Source organism: Schlesneria paludicola DSM 18645 (assembly GCF_000255655.1).
Taxonomy (GTDB): domain Bacteria; phylum Planctomycetota; class Planctomycetia; order Planctomycetales; family Planctomycetaceae; genus Schlesneria; species Schlesneria paludicola.
Genome location: NZ_JH636435.1, coordinates 405,116 through 424,909, shown reverse-complemented (window position 1 = coordinate 424,909; position 19,794 = coordinate 405,116). Strand labels below are relative to the sequence as shown.

The 19,794-nt window shown below is 55.1% G+C and carries 12 protein-coding genes; 10 read left to right on the top strand and 2 right to left on the bottom strand.

Annotation, left to right across the window (positions count from 1 at the left end):
* Positions 1-374 precede the first annotated feature (374 nt).
* From OSO_RS0119175 to OSO_RS0119145, 6 genes are all read left to right on the top strand, one after another.
* Positions 375-1,403: a bile salt hydrolase gene (locus OSO_RS0119175; protein WP_202799959.1), complete on the top strand. Its 1,029-nt coding sequence runs from the start codon at positions 375-377 to the stop codon at positions 1,401-1,403.
* A gap of 1,257 nt (positions 1,404-2,660) precedes the next feature.
* Positions 2,661-3,659 (top strand): NAD-dependent epimerase/dehydratase family protein, encoded by a 999-nt coding sequence (locus tag OSO_RS0119165; protein WP_010584802.1) that lies wholly within the window; start codon positions 2,661-2,663, stop codon positions 3,657-3,659.
* 198 nt (positions 3,660-3,857) lie between these two features.
* Entirely contained in the window at positions 3,858-6,515 is a 2,658-nt protein-coding gene (locus OSO_RS48250) for an alpha/beta hydrolase fold domain-containing protein (protein ID WP_010584801.1), read from the top strand.
* Between the two features lie 525 nt (positions 6,516-7,040).
* Positions 7,041-7,382 (top strand): hypothetical protein, encoded by a 342-nt coding sequence (locus OSO_RS0119155; RefSeq protein WP_010584800.1) that lies wholly within the window; start codon positions 7,041-7,043, stop codon positions 7,380-7,382.
* A 355-nt stretch (positions 7,383-7,737) separates the two neighbouring features.
* Positions 7,738-9,690 (top strand): SulP family inorganic anion transporter, encoded by a 1,953-nt coding sequence (locus OSO_RS0119150; protein ID WP_010584799.1) that lies wholly within the window; start codon positions 7,738-7,740, stop codon positions 9,688-9,690.
* 310 nt (positions 9,691-10,000) lie between these two features.
* A complete protein-coding gene (locus OSO_RS0119145; RefSeq protein ID WP_010584798.1) occupies positions 10,001-11,566 on the top strand; it encodes a type VI secretion system contractile sheath domain-containing protein in 1,566 nt (521 codons plus the stop codon).
* Positions 11,567-11,636: 70 nt separating this feature from the next.
* On the opposite strand, the gene OSO_RS0119140 is transcribed toward OSO_RS0119145, so the two are convergent.
* Positions 11,637-13,349 (bottom strand): FAD-dependent oxidoreductase, encoded by a 1,713-nt coding sequence (locus OSO_RS0119140; protein WP_010584797.1) that lies wholly within the window; start codon positions 13,347-13,349, stop codon positions 11,637-11,639.
* 328 nt (positions 13,350-13,677) lie between these two features.
* On the opposite strand from OSO_RS0119140, the gene OSO_RS44205 reads away from it, so the two are divergent.
* The 4 genes from OSO_RS44205 to OSO_RS0119105 all read left to right on the top strand — a co-directional run bounded on the left by OSO_RS44205 (position 13,678) and on the right by OSO_RS0119105 (position 19,267).
* On the top strand, positions 13,678-15,270 hold the full coding sequence (locus OSO_RS44205) for a BamB-related PQQ repeat family beta-propellar protein (protein WP_040592857.1): 1,593 nt from the start codon (positions 13,678-13,680) through the stop codon (positions 15,268-15,270).
* A gap of 110 nt (positions 15,271-15,380) precedes the next feature.
* Positions 15,381-16,562, top strand: a complete 1,182-nt coding sequence (locus OSO_RS0119130; protein ID WP_010584795.1) for a molybdopterin-dependent oxidoreductase — start codon at positions 15,381-15,383, stop codon at positions 16,560-16,562.
* 597 nt (positions 16,563-17,159) lie between these two features.
* Positions 17,160-18,635, top strand: coding sequence for a protein kinase domain-containing protein (locus OSO_RS49470; RefSeq protein ID WP_010584792.1), 1,476 nt, complete (start codon positions 17,160-17,162; stop codon positions 18,633-18,635).
* Between the two features lie 320 nt (positions 18,636-18,955).
* Positions 18,956-19,267: a thioredoxin family protein gene (locus OSO_RS0119105; protein WP_010584791.1), complete on the top strand. Its 312-nt coding sequence runs from the start codon at positions 18,956-18,958 to the stop codon at positions 19,265-19,267.
* 44 nt (positions 19,268-19,311) lie between these two features.
* Here the strand turns inward: OSO_RS0119105 and OSO_RS0119100 are convergent, their stop codons facing one another.
* Positions 19,312-19,677, bottom strand: a complete 366-nt coding sequence (locus OSO_RS0119100; protein ID WP_040592854.1) for a 4-fold beta flower protein — start codon at positions 19,675-19,677, stop codon at positions 19,312-19,314.
* Between the last annotated feature and the right edge of the window lie 117 nt (positions 19,678-19,794).

Here is a 19,794-nt window from a genome sequence, read left to right as displayed (position 1 = left end):
CTGAGAACGGAAGTCTAACGACGACGATAGTAGCGAGGCCACCCATATTCGAAGCGAAAAAACCGAATTGACGACGTCTGTTGCTCGATTGATTCGTGCCATCTGGAGAACCACTCAGGGCACTTTGAAATGTTGCTTCGGTTTCGATACACAATCCAATCAATTTCGATGAGAACGGTCGTGCAGTCCCCGCCATCCCGTCTAAATGCCGATATTCCGTCCTGACGCCGTGCAGGAACGAGTCGTTGTCGAGATGCATTCGGGGAACGCACAGCCTTATTTGTCGATGCTGCGAAACAGCGAATTGTGCGCCACACCTACTTAAAGCGAGTGACATTATGGTCCGACGTTTCCGACGATCGATGTTCGTCCACATGGCAATTCTTGTGAGTGGCATAACCGCGGGGGTGACTGCTCTTTCGGAGGCGTGCACCCGGGCCGTTTACTTCGGCAAAGACGAGCAGACCGTCACCGGGCGCACGATGGACTGGGTGGAGGACATGCACAGTAACCTTTGGATTTTTCCGCGTGGGATGAAGCGGGACGGAGGGCTGGGCGATGTCTCACTGAAGTGGACCAGTCAGTATGGCAGCGTGATCACTTCGGTTTACGAAGCAGGGACTGCCGATGGAATGAACGAAAAGGGTTTGGTCGCGAACTTGCTCTACCTGGCCGAATCCGAATACGCGCCCACAACGGATACGCGTCCGGCGATTATGATCTCGGCATGGGCGCAGTACCTGCTCGATAATTTTTCGACTGTCAACGAAGCGGTCGCCGAATTGAAGAAGGAGTCTTTTCGAATTGTCACGACCGAAGCTCCCAACGGGGCAAAGGGAACTGTGCATCTTGCCATCTCTGACTCCGCGGGCGATTCGGCGATTTTTGAGTACATCAAAGGAAAGCTCGTCATACATCACGGCAAGCAGTTCCAAGTGATGACGAATTCACCCGTCTTCGACGAACAACTCGCCCTGAACAAGTACTGGCAGCAGATTGGTGGAACAATCATGCTGCCAGGTACGAACCGTGCTGCCGATCGATTCGCACGCGCGTCGTTTTATATCAACGCCTGCCGACAATCAGGTGATTTACGCGAGGCCGTGGCCAGCGTCTTCAGCGTGATGCGGAATGTCAGTGTGCCACGAGGAATTGGTACAGCAGACCAGCCAAACATTTCATCCACTCTCTGGCGGACAGTCTCTGATCAAAAGAATCGCGTGTACTATTTCGAAGATACGTTCATGCCCAGTGTCCTCTGGGTGAAGCTTGATGAGATCGACTTCAACGCGGACGCAGGAACGCGTAAGTTGACCGTCACGGGAAAAACTCCCGTCGGAGGTGATCAGACAGGCAATTTTAAGAAGGCAGAGCCGTTCAAGTTTCTCGCCCCAGAGAAGTAGCTGTTGGGATTCGCGTCTCGCCGCACTCTGGCAATTGTGCGCGACGCGAGCTTGAAGATGTCGACGACCTCTCGTTGACTGACCGAAGTTACGGCAAATTTGAGATCGCGACGAGATTGCGGCACGAGTCCATATCTCACCAACTTCGAAGCGGGGCTCGTTCGTCAGTCCGACAACGGTGACGTCTGGAACCAGGATTCGAGACCCTTGGGTGGCGGTATGTTCTGAGTGATGGGACTATGCGCATTCCGTTCTGGCGCATCCAAACTGCTTCCCACCGACTGTCGGGACGATACAAAGCCACGCAATCAAGCAATTCGCCGCTGCGTTGGATGATGATTAGGCACGATTCGGACGAATCTCAAGCGGGCGTCCTTTCGGGCAGCGGGCGTCCGGAAATGAACTTCGTATTGACGCCCGAATGGCAACACTGATTCGAGGGATCGACGAAGCGAGTTAAATCTTTGCTGGTCGATGTAACCTCTCGAATTCATTCAGGGCGCGTTTGCTTCCAGATGTCCCGCCCTATTGCGTTCAATTACGCTGGATAATTCTTGCCGTCAAGGTCTACCCAGTCTTCGGAACCGGCAATCCCGTCACTTTGCGCCTCTGTGGTATCCATCGCACAAACGGAACGACGAATCGACTGCAACCTCCCTCATGAGAGGGCCGATAATTTCGGTACGTCGATTCTGGAATCAAGGATGATTCCTCTGGCCGCGAAAAGGATTGAACCACGATGCGATTCTGGTCCACTGTCGCACTGATGAGTGTGCTTTTTCATGTCGTTGGCTGCCAATGCGTGCAGACACAATCCGTCTATTGCCCAACCTGCCAACAGCCAGTTCAAACATATACATCAATTTCCTCGACCCCGCACGGTGGGAGCCAAGGGAACGCCCGCTGTCCATCGGGGCAGTGTCGTTCAGATGGATGCAATGGCTGTGGATCATTGAGTTGCCTTTATGGGCGATTGATCAGCGACGGAGACTGTGGAACAATTCGCGTGTGGGGTTATCCACAAACGCCATGCTGCACGCCGACGTGTCGGTGTCCAGGTCACTGACGCCATCATCCTTCGCCTTGCCGTCGCGCGATGCACTAGGGGATTCATGCGAGCGGACGATTCAACTCCGATTGTAATGCACGTCGTTCGTCGTCTCGATCCGACAACTCGCTCGGCCCAATATCTCGACGCACGCGAACCTTGTCGGCCGATTTGGCTCTGATACGATTTCAGAGGAGGTCGAGCTACGAATGACGGTTCTGGTTACTGGCAGCGCGGGACATCTTGGTGAAGCCCTGATGCGAACGCTGCGAAAGCTCAATCGCGATGCGATCGGCGTCGATGTGAAGCCCTCGTCTTACACGAATCACATTGGGTCCATCGCTGATCCGCATTTCGTCGAAAAGATCTGTAGTGGCGCCACTCACGTCATTCATACGGCCACGCTTCATAAGCCGCACATAGCCACGCATTCGCATCAGGCGTTCGTCGACACGAATGTCACCGGGACCTTGACGTTGCTTGAGGCGGCGGTTGCGTCCAGGGTGCAAAGTTTCGTATTCACAAGCACGACCAGCACCTTCGGTTCCGCACTCAATCCTATGCCCGGAATGCCTGCAGCTTGGATCACGGAGGACGTGACGCCCATTCCGAAGAACATTTATGGTGTGACCAAGCTTGCCGCGGAACACCTTTGCGAGATGTTCGCACGACGGGGGCGGCTTCCTGTGATCATCCTGAAGACCTCTCGATTCTTCCCGGAAGAAGATGATTCTGCAGAAGTTCGCTCTCAGTTCAGTCTGGAGAACGTTCAGTTGAATGAGCTGTTGTATCGACGTGTCGACATGGAAGATGTCGTGAGCGCTCATTTTCTGGCCATGGAGAAAGCTCCGGGACTTGGGTTCGGCTGCTACATCATTTCTGCGCCGACGCCATTTACGAAGAAAGACCTGCCAACACTCCGCGCCAACCCGACAGAGGTCCTGCTCAAGTACTTTCCCGAGAGTGACGCAATCTATCGTGCCCGCAACTGGACAATGTTTACGGAGGTCGATCGCGTCTACGTCAGCGATCGAGCCCAGACGGAACTCGGCTGGCGGCCCCAATGGGACTTTGGCTTCGCGCTCAAGAGCCTTCAGGCGGGACGCGGAATTCGCAGCGAGCTCGCTCTCGATGTTGGTGTGAAGGGCTACTACGCTCAAAGCTTTGATGTGGGGCCGTACCCCATCGAGTTCACGACGCCGCGCTGATTCAGTGGTCCGCGGTATCTCTATTCTCCATGATTCGCTGGCCAGACGGCGGTTACGGCCGTCATTGCGAAATTGGGCGGTTCGTACAGATCCGGATGCTTGTCCTTGCGGATCAGGGGTATCTTTGCACACCATAACCAGCTATGGATTCGCATTCTGCAATGCACCGCGCCGAATTCGACAATGAAGCCGTGGCGAATGCAGAATCGTGTTGGCGAAGTCATGCCCCCCAAGAGTGACATCATGAAATGTGTTTCTCGTCCTCACTTGGAAACGATCGGCATTCGAAGCTCTTTTGCGTTTTGGCAAAGGGCATTCAACTCCGCCTTGGTGCTGGGTGTGCTGTGCGCATCCGTGATCAGGGTGAGCGAGCTTCGTGGTCAGGATTTCGCGAAGCAGGCCACGGCAACCGTTACACGGCCCATCTGTCCGATGTTGATTCGTAATGCGTACGGGCCGTTGTTGCGCATCGTTGTCGCCGTGGAAAAAGGGGCTGCCGTACAGATCCGGACCCTGGGGTTCACGCTCAACGGAACAGACGACCTCGGCGACCTTGATTCGCTGATGTTGTTCGCAACGGGCGATCAAGACGTCTTTACGACAGGCACCGTCGTTGGCAAGACCCTTGCGCCTGCTGCGACGATTCTCTTTGAAGTCGATCAACCGCTTCACGAAGGCAAAAATGTGTTCTGGCTGGCATGCCGACTGAAGGACACTGCCAGTCTTGCGCATCGAGTTGCGGCGACTTGCACGGTCGTTGAAACGACCCTTGGACATCTCGTCCCGCAAGATCGTCACATAGAACTGCGTCATCGCATCGGCGTCGCACTGCGGAAGCACAATGACGACGGTGTTCACACCTACCGAATCCCGGCGATGACAACATCTCCGAAAGGATCTCTGCTGGTGGTCTGCGACATGCGCCGTCGTAAGGGCCGCGACCTGCAAGAGGATATCGACATCGGTCTCAGCCGCAGTACTGACGGCGGACAGACCTGGGACCCGGTGCGCGTCATCATGGACATGGGAGAGTATGGTGGCCTGCCCCAAGAACTAAATGGTTGCAGCGATCCCGGGATCATTGTTGACCAGCAGACGGGCGAGATCTTTTGCTTCGCCCTCTGGATGAGTGGCAAGCCCGGACAGCATCAATGGGTCGGGGACGGTTCAGAGCCGGGGTTTGAAATTGGAAAGACGGCTCAGTTTATGATGGTTCGATCGAAGGACGATGGAATCACGTGGTCCAAGCCCGAGAACCTGACTCGCAAGCTAAAGGACGAATCATGGTGGTTGCTGGCTCCCTCGCCACAGTCTGGAATCTGCCTGTCCGATGGAACGCTTGTGATGCCGGTACAAGGGCGCACTGGCCGTGAGAAACTGGAGACGTTTGCAACACTCATGGTCAGCCACGATCATGGCGAAACCTGGACCGTCGGCAAGCCGGGATACACGGGCGGAAACGAATGCCAGGCGGCGTTGCTGGATGATGGCTCAATCATGCTCAACGTTCGCAACGACCGCGAACGATTTCGAGCGGTTGTCGTCACGAGCGATCTTGGCCAGACATGGACCCCGCACGTCACAAACCGCTGCACTCTGATCGAGCCGAACTGCAACGGCAGTCTTTTGAGCGTCCGCTACCATCGTGCGAGTGAAACAAAGCACATCCTGTTGTTTGCCAATCCTCACACGCAGAAAGGGCGAATGAATCATACGATCCAAGTCAGTTTCGACGAGGGGGCGACTTGGCCAGATTCGCACCATTTGCTCCTGGACGAAGGTGTCGGTGCGGGTTATCCAAGTCTGACTCGCGTCGGTCAGGATGACATCGGAATCGTTTACGAAGGAAGTCAATCTCAACTCGTCTTTGAACGAATCGCTCTGGACGACCTTCTCGTTCCTGCCCGTCGACTGGCCGCGGCGGATGTTTGGCAGAGAGAGGTCTCGGCCGAGGGACGTCGGTACCTGGAGAAACTTCGCACGGGCACGCCATTTGGAACTCGGCAGTTTGATCTAACGGCGCTGCGTGCCGGGATGGGATCACGCCGAATGCCGACGATTGACGGTGTCAAACTGACTCGTGTGAACGTGGGAGACATTCCTTGTGAATGGGTGGTTGCTCCCGGCGCCGACCCAGACGTACGACTGCTTTATCTTCATGGAGGCGGATTCGTGTCAGGCGCGGGTGGGTTCTACTTACCGCTGGCCGCACATCTCTCGGCCACTGCCCAATGCGCAGTCCTTCTTCCGGATTATCGTCTCGCGCCGGAACACCCGTTTCCTGCCGGACTCGATGACTGCGTTCGAGCGCATGATTGGATGGTCGCGAACGGCCCCAGCGGACCCTCCCCAGCGCATTCAACATTCATTGCTGGGGATTCCGCAGGCGGCAATCTCACCTTGGCAACTCTGTTGGCGATTCGAGATCGCCACTTGCCGCTTCCTGCGGGAGCAATTGCGATTTCTCCATGTACCGATTGGACTTTCCAAAGTGATTCTCTGAAAACGGTCGACGATCCAATCATTAGCGCTCGAACAATGCCGGTATTCCGCGACCACTATTTAGGCACAGCAGATCAACGCGATCCGCTGGCGTCGCCTGTCTTCGGCGACTTTCGAGGGCTTCCCCCGCTATTGATCCAAGCGGGAGAACATGAAATGCTTCGTGACGATAGCATTCGAGTCGCCAAGAAGGCACGCGCTGACGGGGGTTCGGTCCGCCTCGAAATCTGGCCAGGCATGTTTCATGTCTTTCAGTCGCACGAACCATTGCTTCCTGAGGCACGTATCGCCATCAATCAGATCGGCGAGTTCATCAGAGCGCATGGGCGACCAGTGTCGCCGCCAGCAAATTGAGTTTGATCGGCAAACGACGAATGACGTCCCATCATCACGCTGAGTCGGATTGATGTTTTCGGACTCCACGGCCGGAAGCTGCCGAACACGCTTTATGGATCTGCACATCGAAATTGATGCGTCGACGTACTCGCTCAGAGCACGTATGCGTCTTTGCGGGCGATGCTCGCGATCCGGCCAGGACCGAGCACATCGCCTCTAGACGCTTACGGTTTCTTAAGGTATGATTGACCGTGCTTCAAGTTCGATTGCCGCGGGTTGATCGATCCCCCGCCCTTTCAGTGTGAGCACATTGCGTCCCCTTGCTCTTGTCGAACCCATCTTATTCGACAGTCGCAAGAGTCTTGATTGGATATCGAATGAATCTGAGTATGCACGGAGGTGCTTTCAGAGGGGGCTTTGTGGTTGATGGTTCGACTCCAGATGCCCTGCTGTGAGTAAGGCACTTTTGTTTCGAAACGCGCATCACGCCGGCCTGGCGCCGAAACTTATGCATTGTTGAATGCGGATAGAAAGGATCTCCCAGTGCCGTCTCGTCGTCTCTCTAAGCCCATTCTGAATTCCGGCGGCATCATTCGTCAGGGCAACCTGTTCCTGCGAATTCCGGTTAATCTTGAGCAAGAAAGCGATCAGGGGCGATCCGCTCGTGCAGCGCTTTTCGTCGCAGACGTTGAGCGCCGTTCGCTCTATCGACGACTAGTGCCTTTTGGCGGAAGTATTGTCGCGCTGACTGCCGCGGCCCTGATTGTGGGTTCAATCAAGGGGGGGTGGGTGTCCGCTGCCACACTTGGACTGATTGCGCTGGGGCAATGCGTTGCGTTCCTTGCACCGAATCGTCCTACCGCGGAAGTACTGAGAAACCAGTGAAATTGATTTCAAGCGAATAGAGTCTTTTCGCCCCCGCCACGACATACTGCTGTCAGTCTCATTTCACCGCGACATCTTCTCGCCAAGCTGGCATCATCAGCGTGATTCTTATTAATGACGCCCGCACGACGAAACTGTGGTTTTCGGTTGCTGACGGTCGATATTTCTTAGAAATCCCCTAAATTCACTTGGCTTCTCAGCTCGCCACGTGGCAATTCTGAGAAGCGCGAGCAGATCTTCTGCACGATTCCTGGAGGCTCTGCGGTCTTGACGAGAGCCGTTCCCTGTTTTCGTGTACAATGAGGTTCGTGATAAGTACCTCCGTGATAGAGACATAGCAAAAGGCTCTTTAAGAATGCCCCAGGCCACTCAACAGAGCCTCACCGAGGCGGAGGTTCCGCGCGGCGATGTGCGTGGATTCAAGCGTTATCTCTCCAATGACCTGTTGTCTGGATTCCTGGTATTTCTGATTGCGTTGCCGCTTTGTTTGGGGATCTCTCTCGCGAGCGGATTCCCGGCGATTGCTGGAGTCTTCACCGCGATCGTCGGCGCGATCATCACATCGTTGATCAGCAATTCGGAATTGACAATCAAAGGGCCTGCTGCCGGCCTAATCGTCATCGTGCTGGGAGCCGTTACCGATTTCAAAGCAATTCTCGGTGACGATCCAGATGCGGCGACACGTGCCTACCAAATGGCATTGGCGGTTGGCTTTGTTGCCGGCATCATTCAGATTGCATTTGGAGCGTTTCGGCTGGGGTTTTTGGGCGAATTTTTCCCAAGCTCAACCGTTCACGGGATGCTGGCGGCGATCGGCGTCATCATTATTTCAAAACAGATTCACATCGTTCTCGGTGTGATGGGAGTCACGGGTGAGCCGCTCCATCTTCTCGCCAAGGTGCCCGAGTCAATCTTGGGAATGAACCCCGAAGTCGCCGTCATTGGTCTGGTCAGTTTGGCAATTCTCTTTGGCTGGCCACTGATCAAAAATAAAAACATTCGCCGCATCCCGCCGCAGTTGGTCGTGATTCTTGTGGCGATCCCGCTGGGGCAGTATTTCGATCTTTCGCACGACCACACGTACTCACTGGCAGGTCATGAATTCAAACTGGGTGAACGTTTTCTGGTGAATGTGCCCAAGAATCTGATCGCTGCGATGGCGCATCCCGATTTCACGGCTCTAAAGTATCCGGCGGCCTGGAAATGGGTCGCCTTGTTTGCGTTGATCGGCAGCCTGGAATCGTTGCTTAGCGCCAAGGCGATCGACCTGCTTGATCCGTGGAAGCGAAAGACCAATTTCAACCGTGACGTATTGGCCGTTGGCATCGCGAATACGGTGGCCGCTTCGATCGGCGGCCTACCTATGATTTCCGAGATCGTGCGTAGCAAGGCGAACATCGACAATGGCGCTCGCACGCGCTTCGCCGATATGTGGCACGGATTGTTCCTGCTGGCGTTCGTCGCATTTGTACCCGGTTTGATTCATCAGATTCCGCTGGCGGCCTTGGCGGCAATGCTTGTCTACACGGGATTCCGCCTTGCTCACCCGCGCGAGTTCTTGCACGTCTACCACATCGGCAAAGAACAGCTTCTGATTTTTGCCTGTACTCTTGTCGGCGTGTTGGCGACCGATCTTCTGATCGGAATTGTGATCGGAATCGCAGTGAAATTTACCGTGCACCTGATCAACGGTGTGCCCATCAAGTCCCTTTTCAAGCAGTACCTGGATGTCGAGCAGACGGGTGAAAATACGTACCTTGTTCGTGCGTACGGCTCTGCTGTTTTCAGCAACTGGATTCCGTTCAAGCGTCAGCTCGAAGAAATCGGTTTGTTGCGACGGAATAACCTGGTGATCGACCTGTCCGAAACGAAACTGGTCGACAGCAGCGTGATGGAAAAACTGCTGCAGATGCAGCGAGACTTCGAACAGGAAGGCTTAAACCTGACGATCACTGGACTGGATCTGCATCGCCAACTCAGTGAACACGAGTTTTCCACGCGCAAACGTGGATTGGTTGCGATGCGCCGTCTGACAATTGTTGCCGACGTTGGTCTGCAGGAGCAACTCGTGACAGAATTCGTTCGCCTGGGGGCGTCCGGCTATACATTAATTCCTTGCCAGGGCGCTGGCCGCCGACACCTCTCAACCAGCTTCGAACCGAATTCGTCCCTTGTAAGAATCGAAGTCGTCGTGACCCGCGCCGTCTCCGACTCGATGCTCGACTACCTTCGTCGCGACATCTTGAACGAACATCATGTCACAATCTGCGTTGAAACGGTCGATGTCGTCAATCCCGATCAGTTTTGACACTCCTCACATGATTGGGCAATGCTTCTCGCACAAGCTGGCACGCGAGTGATCTGTCGTATGGCATGAATGAATCTCCAAGGACTGTGTGTCGAATGAGATTCAATTGCTCACACAGTTTGTTGGTACCGCACAGCGACAGCCGCTGGGGTTCGTTTCGAGGCGAGATGCGGATGCCTCGACGGACTAAAAGCGTAGGACTTGATTGTCCGTGGCCGTATCGTCGTGAGCAGTATGTTGTGCGGAATCCGAGTACAATCGTGAACGCTTCGCAATCACCATCTTGACTCAGCTTAGAAAGTGAGATCCTATGTCGGCACGGATGGAATTCGGATTTTCGTTTGCAAGCCCGCAGGTTCAATCAGACCGTCCGCGAGACGACGATGCGCCGCTGAAGGTTTTGGTTCTTGGAAATTTCTCTGGAAACGGCTCCGTCACGGGATCACAGCCGCAGCATGCATTACGACAACGGCCCGTGATCCGGATCGACATCGACCGCTTTGACGAAGTCCTGCAGCGTCTTGCGCCCCGTGTGTCACTTGCGGATGGTGTAAGCGCTACGACGAACCAGGATTTCGAGATCCGTGAATTGGATGACTTTCGTCCCGAACGGTTGTTGCAAAGGTTGCCGTCCGTTCGGGCTCTCATGGATCTGCGCCAAAAGCTGACGAACTCCGCAACATTCAGCCAAGCTGCCGCCGAACTCAGGCAAGGTCTGCTGGCAAATGCGTTGTCCGCCCAGCCGACTGTCGATGCCCCATCGGCCTCGCCATCGGGGCCGATGGAAGATGACGCCACCCTGCTTGAGCGACTTTTAGGGCAGCCTTCACCGGGGAGCTCAATGTCTGGCAAAGCACCGGCCCCAATTTCCGAGCCCCTTGGCGTTCATCAGTTGATCGAACAAGCCGTGGCGCCATACATCGTTCCCAAGGCCGATCCGCAACAGGGCGTGTATCTATCCGCTATCGACAAGGCGATCGGCGACGAATTGCGAAAAGTCTTGCATTCCCCTTCGTTCCAGTCGCTCGAAGCGTCCTGGAGGTCGTTGCAGAGTCTCGTGTCAAACATCGAGGATGACGGGGCAATTCAAGTGCACCTGTTAGATGTCGCCTATGACGAACTGCTCGCAGACATTCCTAAGGATGACGACCAACTTGGAAAGTGGGACCTCTTTCGGCGGTTAGTTGGCGATTCGAACCAAGGCGTCGGCGCCGTGCCTTGGGGGGTGATAATTGGAGACTTTACGATCGCCGCACGGCCGAATGATTTCGCATTGCTTGGGGCGCTGGCCGCAACGGCAGAACGAATTCAAACGCCACTCATCACCGGAGCCGCAAGCAGCCTTCTGGGATGCCCGCAGCTCTCCGACGCTTCAGATCCATCTGGATGGCAGCCGCTGGACGCTGAGCTTTCCGATCGTTGGCAAGCGATTCGTCGCTCATCCGCGGCGGCTTGGGTGGGGCTCGCATTGCCGCGTGTTCTACTGCGAATGCCTTATGGTCGCGAAACCGACGAAGTTGAAGGGTTTGCGTTCGAAGAATTCTCGCCGGACCGATGTCACGAGGCGTTCTTATGGGGCAACCCCGCCTATCTCTGTGCCGAGTTGATCGCGCAGGAGTTCGCGGCAGATGGTTGGGGGATGCAATTGCCACTCCAGACTGATGTGGGAGATCTGCCTGCATACACCTATCGCGATGATGGTGAGGTCAAACTTCAACCCTGTGCCGAGTTCGCATTGGGTGAACGTGCAGCAGATGCCATGCTGCAACGAGGGCTCATGCCGATTCTGAGTTGGAAAGATCGGAATGCCGTTCGATTCGTCCGATTCCAGTCCATCGCCGTCCCTGCTGCACCACTTGCGGGCCCTTGGTCTTGAGGCCCGGTACCGAGCGTCCGGACACCGCGGGAATTCCCGGTGGTGGCCGGACGTCACAGCGGGGCACCGCTCAAAACGGACCTTTCGGCCATTGAATTTCGACACCTTGTGCTCGCAGTCGCTCTTGGAATGCCGATCTCAATTCAACGCTGGCATGCACGGCCCGAGGGGTCGTGTTTCTCGACTTCGCAAATGCGATCAGTAGACCTGCCGATTCGCCAATGTTCCATTCAACCGGATGTAAGCGATACCCGCCGTTCGTGACGTGTGTGGTGCCGATATTCTTACATGCGGGGATCAGGTTCTCGACGCGGACCGGCACCAGCGAGCCTAGTGGAATCTGAAATGGCAGTGATGCGAAATCGATGTAGTTGTCGCCTGTCGTTGTGGGGTGCAAGTCGATCCGGTAGCTGCCAATACCGACGGAGTCCGGGTATGCCTTCGCGATCACGTCCGACTCGGCCTGGCCGATTGCGAGGGCTCGAGCTTCGACCCCGCAATCCTGTTCGACAATCGTTGTGACGGCCTGGATTCGCCGAGCTTCACGAATGTAGGGATATTTCGCCAAACCGTCTTCCGTACCAAGCACATCACCACGTAGGCGAAGTTCGCGCCACCCGGTCTTGCCATCGGAACGGGGCGCTTCCGTTTGCAGCCAATACAGCAATGACAGGCTGAGTTGCTTTGCGCGAGCAATATGAGCGAGGCGATCGTCGTCACTGACCCCGATGAGATTGCCGAGCAGATAGTCGTTCTGTGGCCAATTGACGAGTGTGATATCACCCGCATATGTTCCTATCTGGAAGTTGTCTTTGCTGGCAATCCGCCGATAACGCCAAAGATTCGGTTGATCACTTTTCGTTGCGCCAGTCGGATCAAATGCAAAACGACGCGGCTTCAGGTGGTGTGGATGGCTGCTGCCCAGATCCAGCAATTTGCCGCTCCACGGCGGCGTCAGTGGTGGCACATAATCACGCCAGAAGTTGTACTCCTTCGGTTTCTCGATGGTGTTGTCCGAATCCGGTACATAGTCCATGGCGAAACAAACCGTAAACGCTTGCTGGTTTGCCGGATCAGCCTTCTCTGGCATGTGTCGCTCGCCAGTCGCCGCCCTGCCCTCGCACCCGGTGACGAACTCTGTCTTTGTGAGCGGCAGCAGGTCCCCCAACTCTGTCGCATCAATGAAGTACGCTGCTTCGACTTCCCGTTTCGCGCCCGATCTAAGGCTGCGAACGGTGACGCCTCGCACTTGGTCATGCTCGATGTCTGCTGCGACGACCTGGTGTTCCAGCAGCAAAGAAAGTCGTCTCGTTGCGATGAACGGCGCGAGCCAGCTTTCCAGTACCGCGAGACACACTCGCGGTTCATGACAAAGTCGAGAAACGCCGCCACTTCCCGGGTTCAAGTTCCAACGTGCGCGGGCTTCTTCTGTGAGCGGATAATAGCGACGATAGTATTCGCGAATGTCGCGTCGCAGCTCACGGTACCATCTCGTGCTGCCGTATGATTCGATCCATTCATGCTCGTCTGGAGGAACTCCCTGTTGTGTCAGTTGCCCGCCGATCCAGTCGGTCTCTTCCGTCATCAATACCTTTAATCCAGAACGCAGTGCGGACAACGCCGCGGCGACACCCCCAAGTCCACCGCCAGCAATCACGACATCGAATCGACCTTGGCCAGTTGCCGACGCATCCACTGCGGCACGCGTAAAGCGAGGTAGAAAGAGCGTCGAACCTGCTGCAGCGCCGCAGACCGTCAGATGGAGAAAATCACGCCTTCTCATTGGTACAACACTTTCCGATTGAATTGTGACGCGGCCAAGTGCAGCAGGCTGACACGCGGTGCAATCATCAGGAAACGACGCCCCGTGTCTCAGTCTGTGAAAAGACGAGGACCAACGCTGCACGGATTCAAAAAACGCGATGGCTTCTTGAAGAACATGGTGTCTGTTCCCCTGATTTGAGTGAACCGATGCGGTGCTGGTGAGCCTGTACGCTTGATTTCAACGAGCCGGATCTGTGATCGTGGAACTTGCCTCGGGACAGGATACACCGATTGACGCAGACCAATCAATTGCCGCACCCTTCTCGACTACCACAGGATACTCTCAGATGGCCGCGTGCTTCCGAATCGTCTCCGCCTTCATCGTTGTCAGTTCGACTTGTTACTTGTCGGCGCACTCGCTGGGCGAGGATTGGCCACAATGGCGAGGAGTAAACTGCACCGGGATCTATCGTGCGGCCCAAAAACTGCCCACGACATTTTCGCACAGCGACAACGTGAAATGGTCGGCAGAGATTGGTGATGGAATCGGTGCGGCTACCATCGTCGGCGGCAAACTGTTTGTCACTTCAATGCGATATCTACCAGGTCAAGAACCGAAGAATGATCCTGCGAACGGCGAGACATCCGAGCTTCCAACTCAGTTTTACGTGTTTTGCTACGATTCGGCGACGGGTGACAACTTGTGGCAGAAACAATACTCCGCGGGCGAGAAGCGACTTCCGACGATTCACCACACGAATAGCTATGCCTCGGCGACGCCTGCAGCAGACCACGAACGCGTCTATATCTATTTCACGAGAATCGGCCTGGTCGCTCTGGATGTCAGGTCCGGTGAGCAAGTCTGGCAGCAGAAAGTTCCCGAGCCATTCTTCGTATTTGATTGGGGCCCCGGTATGTCTCCGGTGCTCTACAATGACTGCTTGTTTTTCTGCCAGGACGACGATCTGACGCCGACCCTCTACTGCCTCGACAAGAAGACCGGCGAAATTCTTTGGCGCGATCAACGCACCGATTTCGCTGTGAGTTATTCGCATCCGATCGTCTGTGAGACTCCCAACGGACCGGAGCTGGTCGTCGCGGGAACGGGAAAACTCATCGGTTATGACATCGCCAATGGGCAGCGCAAGTGGGCGGCCGAAATCTTCTGCCGCAATATCAAGACAACTCCGCAAACGAAAGATGGAATCGTCTATCTCTCAGTGGAAAGTTTTGGGATCTCGTATCAATGGCGTGCGACTGCAGACGAAAACGGTGATGGCAAGATCACTCGTGAAGAGATCATCAACAGCCGTAAGGACAAAGACTACGGCATCCCCGACGCATTCTGGGCGAAGTTCGCACGTGGAGACAAGAACAACGACGGAGTTCTGGAAGGGGACGAAATTGACGAAGCGTTCCTTGACCCATCCAACAAAGGCGGATTGCTTGCCAGCGAAGTGCAGAACCGCGGTGGTAACGAAACTGACTGGAAGAAATTCGATTCCGAATCGCAGACAGAAGCCTCCATTCAGGCGGTGCGGGGCGGCGGAGTGGGAGATGTCTCGCGATCGCACACCCTGTGGAAACACAAGACAAAGGCCGTCGATCATCTGGTGTCACCGCTCGTTGCGGACGGACGAATGATCCTCGTCAAATCCAATGGGTTTCTGAGTGCCTTTGAAACGGAGCAGGGCAAGCCACTTTTCGTGCGTAAGCGATTCAACAATACCAGCACGTATTTGGGCGCCCCGGTGTATGGCGATGGCAAGATTTATATTCCGGCCGAGAACGGTAAGGTCGTCGTATTCGCAGCAGGTGACGACTTTCAAGAGCCACTGGCGATCAACGACATGGGCGAAAGCGTGATCAACACCGTCGCGATCGCCGACGGGCGGATTTACATCCGGTCTAGGAATCACATTTTTTGCATCGGACAATAAGCCTTTGAAGGATCTTGAGCCGTGCATCAACGTTGCAAGGCCTTTCACAACCAGAGAGAATCCGTTACACGATCGGAAAACGGTTGCTCGCCCCATTTGAGGATCACCCCATGTTGTCCCGTCAACTTTCTCGCCGCAGGTTTATCGGTCAGGGCTCAATCGGTATTCTGGCACTGACGATCGGGACTCGCACAGCCCGATCACAGCAAGCGCCGCCAGCTGTAGCGGACCTGATCACTCGCCAGATCACTCCATTCAATGCCGAACCACCACTGCCAAAGTTGATTGAGAACTGGATCACACCGGTTAATTCGTTCTTTGTTCGCAGTCACGGAACGGTTCCGTCGCTCGACGCGAAAGAACTCACGTTGACAGTCGACGGGCTTGTCGAGCGGTCATTAACCTTCAGGCTGGCGGAGCTCCTCGAACGATTCCCCGCCGCCACGACGACGGCGACGATTACCTGTGCGGGAAACCGCCGCGCAGAATTCGCAGCGATTAAGAAAGTCGGTGGAGTCCAATGGGACGCAGGGGCCATCGGAAACGCAGAATGGCAAGGCGTTCGTCTGGTCGACGTGTTGAAGCTGGCAGGCATCAAATCGGGGGCCCGTCATGTCTGGTTCGAGGGACAGGACGAGGTTACCGAGAAGGACAATAAGTTTCCCTTCGGTGGCTCGATCCCACTTGAGAAGGCTCTGGACGAATCGTTAACCGGTGCGAGTCTGCTTGCAACACGTATGAATGGCAAGCCACTTACACCCGATCACGGATTCCCCTTGCGAACAATTGTTCCGGGTTTCATCGGAGCTCGTAGCGTGAAGTGGTTGAACAGGATCACAGTGGCTGACCGCCCTTCACCGAATCACTTCGTGGCCGACGTTTACAAAGTCGTCCCTGAAGAGAACGCCGAACTGATCGCGAAGACAACGCCGATTTATGAGTTCATGTTGAATTCGGCGATTTGTGTGCCTGCGGCAGGTGCGACGGTGGCCGGTCATTCTTTGAACGTGAAAGGCTTTGCGCTGACCAATGGAACCAAAGGACGCAAGGTGCAGCAAATCGATGTCTCTGCCGATGGCGGAATGACATGGAAAGCGGCAAAAGTGACGTCCCCGGTCCGAGACTTCTGCTGGGTTCTCTGGACAGCCGATGTCCCCGTCACCGCCACAACATCAAGCCTGCTCGTGCGTGCGACGGATTCTAGTGGAGAGGTTCAGCCCGAAAAGTGCCCTTGGAACTACAAAGGCTACCAGTTCAACGGTTGGCATAAAATTAACGTGAAGCAGAGCTGATGCTACCCGGCGGCTTTGATCGACTGACGGACTTCGGCGAGCAGTTGTATCTCATGGCGATTGAGAACGTTCACAAATGGAATCTGTGACGTTCGTTGACAGTCGTCAAATTGACTTTCCGCAATCATCGCCGCGATGGCTAAGTCGGAAAAGCAATTGAGGTTAGAGTCTGAATGGGAGCGGATCTGCTCAACTTCCACGAAGGAAATAGAAAAGCACTTTCCGCCGATCCAGACGGTGAAATTCCCGTTTGAATTCATCTTGGGCTGCTCTGGTTGGCGAGTTGGGTTTGAAACGTGAGAAACGGTGCAGATTGAGATAGGCAGTGCTTTTTACATCGGCTTATTGCGCTAAAAAAGCGCAGTAAAAAGTCGTCGACACCATCACTCCTGTGCGAGATTTCAGTTTTTTTCATTTAGATCGGGATACATCGCTGTCAAAGAACGCGAATTGCAGCGACCGATCGGTTCAACGAGCTGCTGTACGACTGTGTGTGCCCACACAGTCGAGGGCGTTTCGAGTTTCTGGAAGGACATAGGACTGCCGCGTTCGATACGATCTTGAGACGCTCGTTTCGAATCTCGCAGGACACTCTGAATGGCCATCAGCAACTTGATTTCGTCATGGGCCCCCGACTTTACGCTTCCCGGCGTCAAAAATCCGTTGTTGCCGGTGGAAACGCTCTCATTGTCGGACTATCGCGGATCGTGGTTACTTCTCATTTTCTACCCCCGCAATTTCTCGTTCGTCTGTCCGACGGAACTCACCAGCTTCAGCAGTCGATCGCACGATTTTCAGCAACGAAACTGTCAATTGCTGGCATTAAGCGTTGATCCGATTGAATCTCATGTCGAATGGCTTCGAACCGCACCTGCTGATGGAGGTCTCGGCTCGCTCGAGTTCCCCCTGGCATCCGATTCCGATGGCGTCGTCGCTCGCGAGTATGGCGTTTGGTCACAGGCGGAAGGGGTCTCGCATCGCGGTACGTTTATCATCGATCCAGATGGAGTTGTGCAGTACAGCGTCGTTCACAATCTGTCCGTTGGCCGCAGTGTTGATGAAACTTTGCGTGTGCTTGACGCCTTGCAAAGCGGAGGGCTGTGCCCTGCCAGTTGGACTCGTGCTGACGGAAACCTTGATCTCGAGAACGCGCTCAAACCAGGCAGGGTCTTGGGGCAATATCGCTTGATCGAAAGTCGCGGCGACGGGGCCTTCGGCCATGTGTTTGCTGCCTGGGACTCACGACTCGAGCGGTCGGTCGCTCTGAAGGTCTTTAAACGGCAGACGCGGCAGTCTCGCCAGGACATTCTGGGCGAGGCCCGCGCGGCGGCACCTCTGATGCACCCGAACATCTGCACGATCTACGCAGTGGATGAGATTGATGGGCTTCTTGTCATCGCGATGGAACTGCTGCATGGGCAGAGCCTGGCAGAATTTCTCAAAAAGCCATCTCCGTTGGTCGTCCGACTGCGCATTGCCGAAGGGATCGCCGCGGGGCTGGTGGCTGCTCACGCGAAGCAGATTGTGCACGGCGACTTGAAGCCAGACAATATTCATGTGGGGGAAGATTCCATGGCCCGCATTCTCGATTTTGGACTGGCTCGCAAACGTGAGTCCTTGCTGATTGCAGTGAGCCAGCAGACCACTTCAGGCTCTGTGCCTTCGTTCACAGATCACCCGATCGGTCCGCTCGACGAAACCGTGCGGATGCCGAAAGAGATCGTCAGCGAAAATGATGAAGGCGGCGGAATCAGCGGTACACCCGCGTACATGGCTCCAGAGCGATGGTCCGATCGGGCGGTGGCACCAGCGAACGATATCTACGCCTTCGGTCTGATTTTATATGAATTGACTACCGGTCAACGCGCCCTTAAGCAAACGGATCTCACTAAGCTATTGAAGGCAATTCAAGACCCAGGTTTACCAGCCCGACTTTCGAGCGAAATGCCACCAGAATTAGGCTCGTTATGCGCGATAATGTTGGCACACGAGCCTGAGCAACGTCCAACCGCAGTCGAGATTGGCAAACAATTGCAGTCGATTTCCGTTGCGTATGACCAAGAAAATACATAGCGCTGTGATTCATTTGCTAGGCTTCAAACCATGGCAACAGTTCACAGCCTGAAGAGAAGGCGACAGCCACAATTTCCCGGATTCATTCGAATTTGCAGTGCATCGACCAGAGCAACTCTTCCCTTTGCCACGGGAAAATGAGCCGGTCCTCGGCTTGTGAACGGTGACCATACCAAGGCGCACGACAACGATCTGTCGTGCACCTTGGCTCACCATCGGTATGGCCAAAAATGGGAACGTCAACGAGAAATGTCCACCGCGCTTTCAGGACCGCCGCCATCGAAGTTGCTGCGTTCGCGATCATTTGATAAGGACGGGAAATGTCAGAATTAACCAGGGAGGAATTGGATCAGCGAGGCGGAGCGACTGTGGTTGAGTTCGGCACCAGTTGGTGCCCGCATTGCCAAACCATTCAGTCAAAAATGGCGAGTCTGCTGACGCAGTATCCTCAGATCCAGCATCTCAAAATTGAAGACGGCCCCGGACAACGTTTGGGGCGATCATTCCAGGTCAAGCTTTGGCCGACGTTGGTATTCATGCGCGAGGGCCGAGTCATCGGTCAAGTGGTGCGTCCGTCGCAGAAAGAGATGGAGGACGGATTTTCCACGTTGGCATCGGCTGCTGGCGACTAATTCGTGGCAAGATCCCATGAAGGCGAAAGTAGCTCGCCGCGCAGTCATCGTTGTCGTAACCACTCTGGCCACGTCAACTCGGACCACCCAACATTGGGAATGAATTGTGAGGACGGCTTAAACGGCGTCGCGGGTGTTAGCGGGCGAGATGGCGGGACCGGCATAATTGGTGGCATCGGGCGATAGTCGCCGAGAAGCCCGGTCGGAATTGTACCAGCCAGCCAGGCAACTGGTTTCCCGTGATGGTCGAGGGCGCTCCCTTTGTTTAGCCGACCAAGCCAGCTCAGTGTCACGGACGAGAAGAAGTGACCATCAGCAACGAATGCCACCCAACTGATATTGGCATCGAACAAATTCGCTCCGTCGAACCAACCCACAAGGCCCGATGACTTATCGAATAGTGGCGTCACGTTTTCTCGTTCCTGGAATCGTTCCACAAGTCTCATATCTGCCGTTCGAACTTGCACTGAACAGCAACCCATGCATCATCAGCCCCTCGGCCGTAGACCGGTTCACGTTCAATCTCA

Coding starts and splice junctions, on each gene's coding strand:
- OSO_RS49470 (WP_010584792.1), top strand. CDS start 17,160: ATGGCCATCAGCAACTTGATTTCGTCATGGGCCCCCGACTTTACGCTT.
- OSO_RS0119130 (WP_010584795.1), top strand. CDS start 15,381: ATGTTGTCCCGTCAACTTTCTCGCCGCAGGTTTATCGGTCAGGGCTCA.
- OSO_RS48250 (WP_010584801.1), top strand. CDS start 3,858: ATGCAGAATCGTGTTGGCGAAGTCATGCCCCCCAAGAGTGACATCATG.
- OSO_RS0119105 (WP_010584791.1), top strand. CDS start 18,956: ATGTCAGAATTAACCAGGGAGGAATTGGATCAGCGAGGCGGAGCGACT.
- OSO_RS0119140 (WP_010584797.1), bottom strand. CDS start 13,349: ATGAGAAGGCGTGATTTTCTCCATCTGACGGTCTGCGGCGCTGCAGCA.
- OSO_RS0119145 (WP_010584798.1), top strand. CDS start 10,001: ATGTCGGCACGGATGGAATTCGGATTTTCGTTTGCAAGCCCGCAGGTT.
- OSO_RS44205 (WP_040592857.1), top strand. CDS start 13,678: ATGGCCGCGTGCTTCCGAATCGTCTCCGCCTTCATCGTTGTCAGTTCG.
- OSO_RS0119165 (WP_010584802.1), top strand. CDS start 2,661: ATGACGGTTCTGGTTACTGGCAGCGCGGGACATCTTGGTGAAGCCCTG.
- OSO_RS0119175 (WP_202799959.1), top strand. CDS start 375: ATGGCAATTCTTGTGAGTGGCATAACCGCGGGGGTGACTGCTCTTTCG.
- OSO_RS0119150 (WP_010584799.1), top strand. CDS start 7,738: ATGCCCCAGGCCACTCAACAGAGCCTCACCGAGGCGGAGGTTCCGCGC.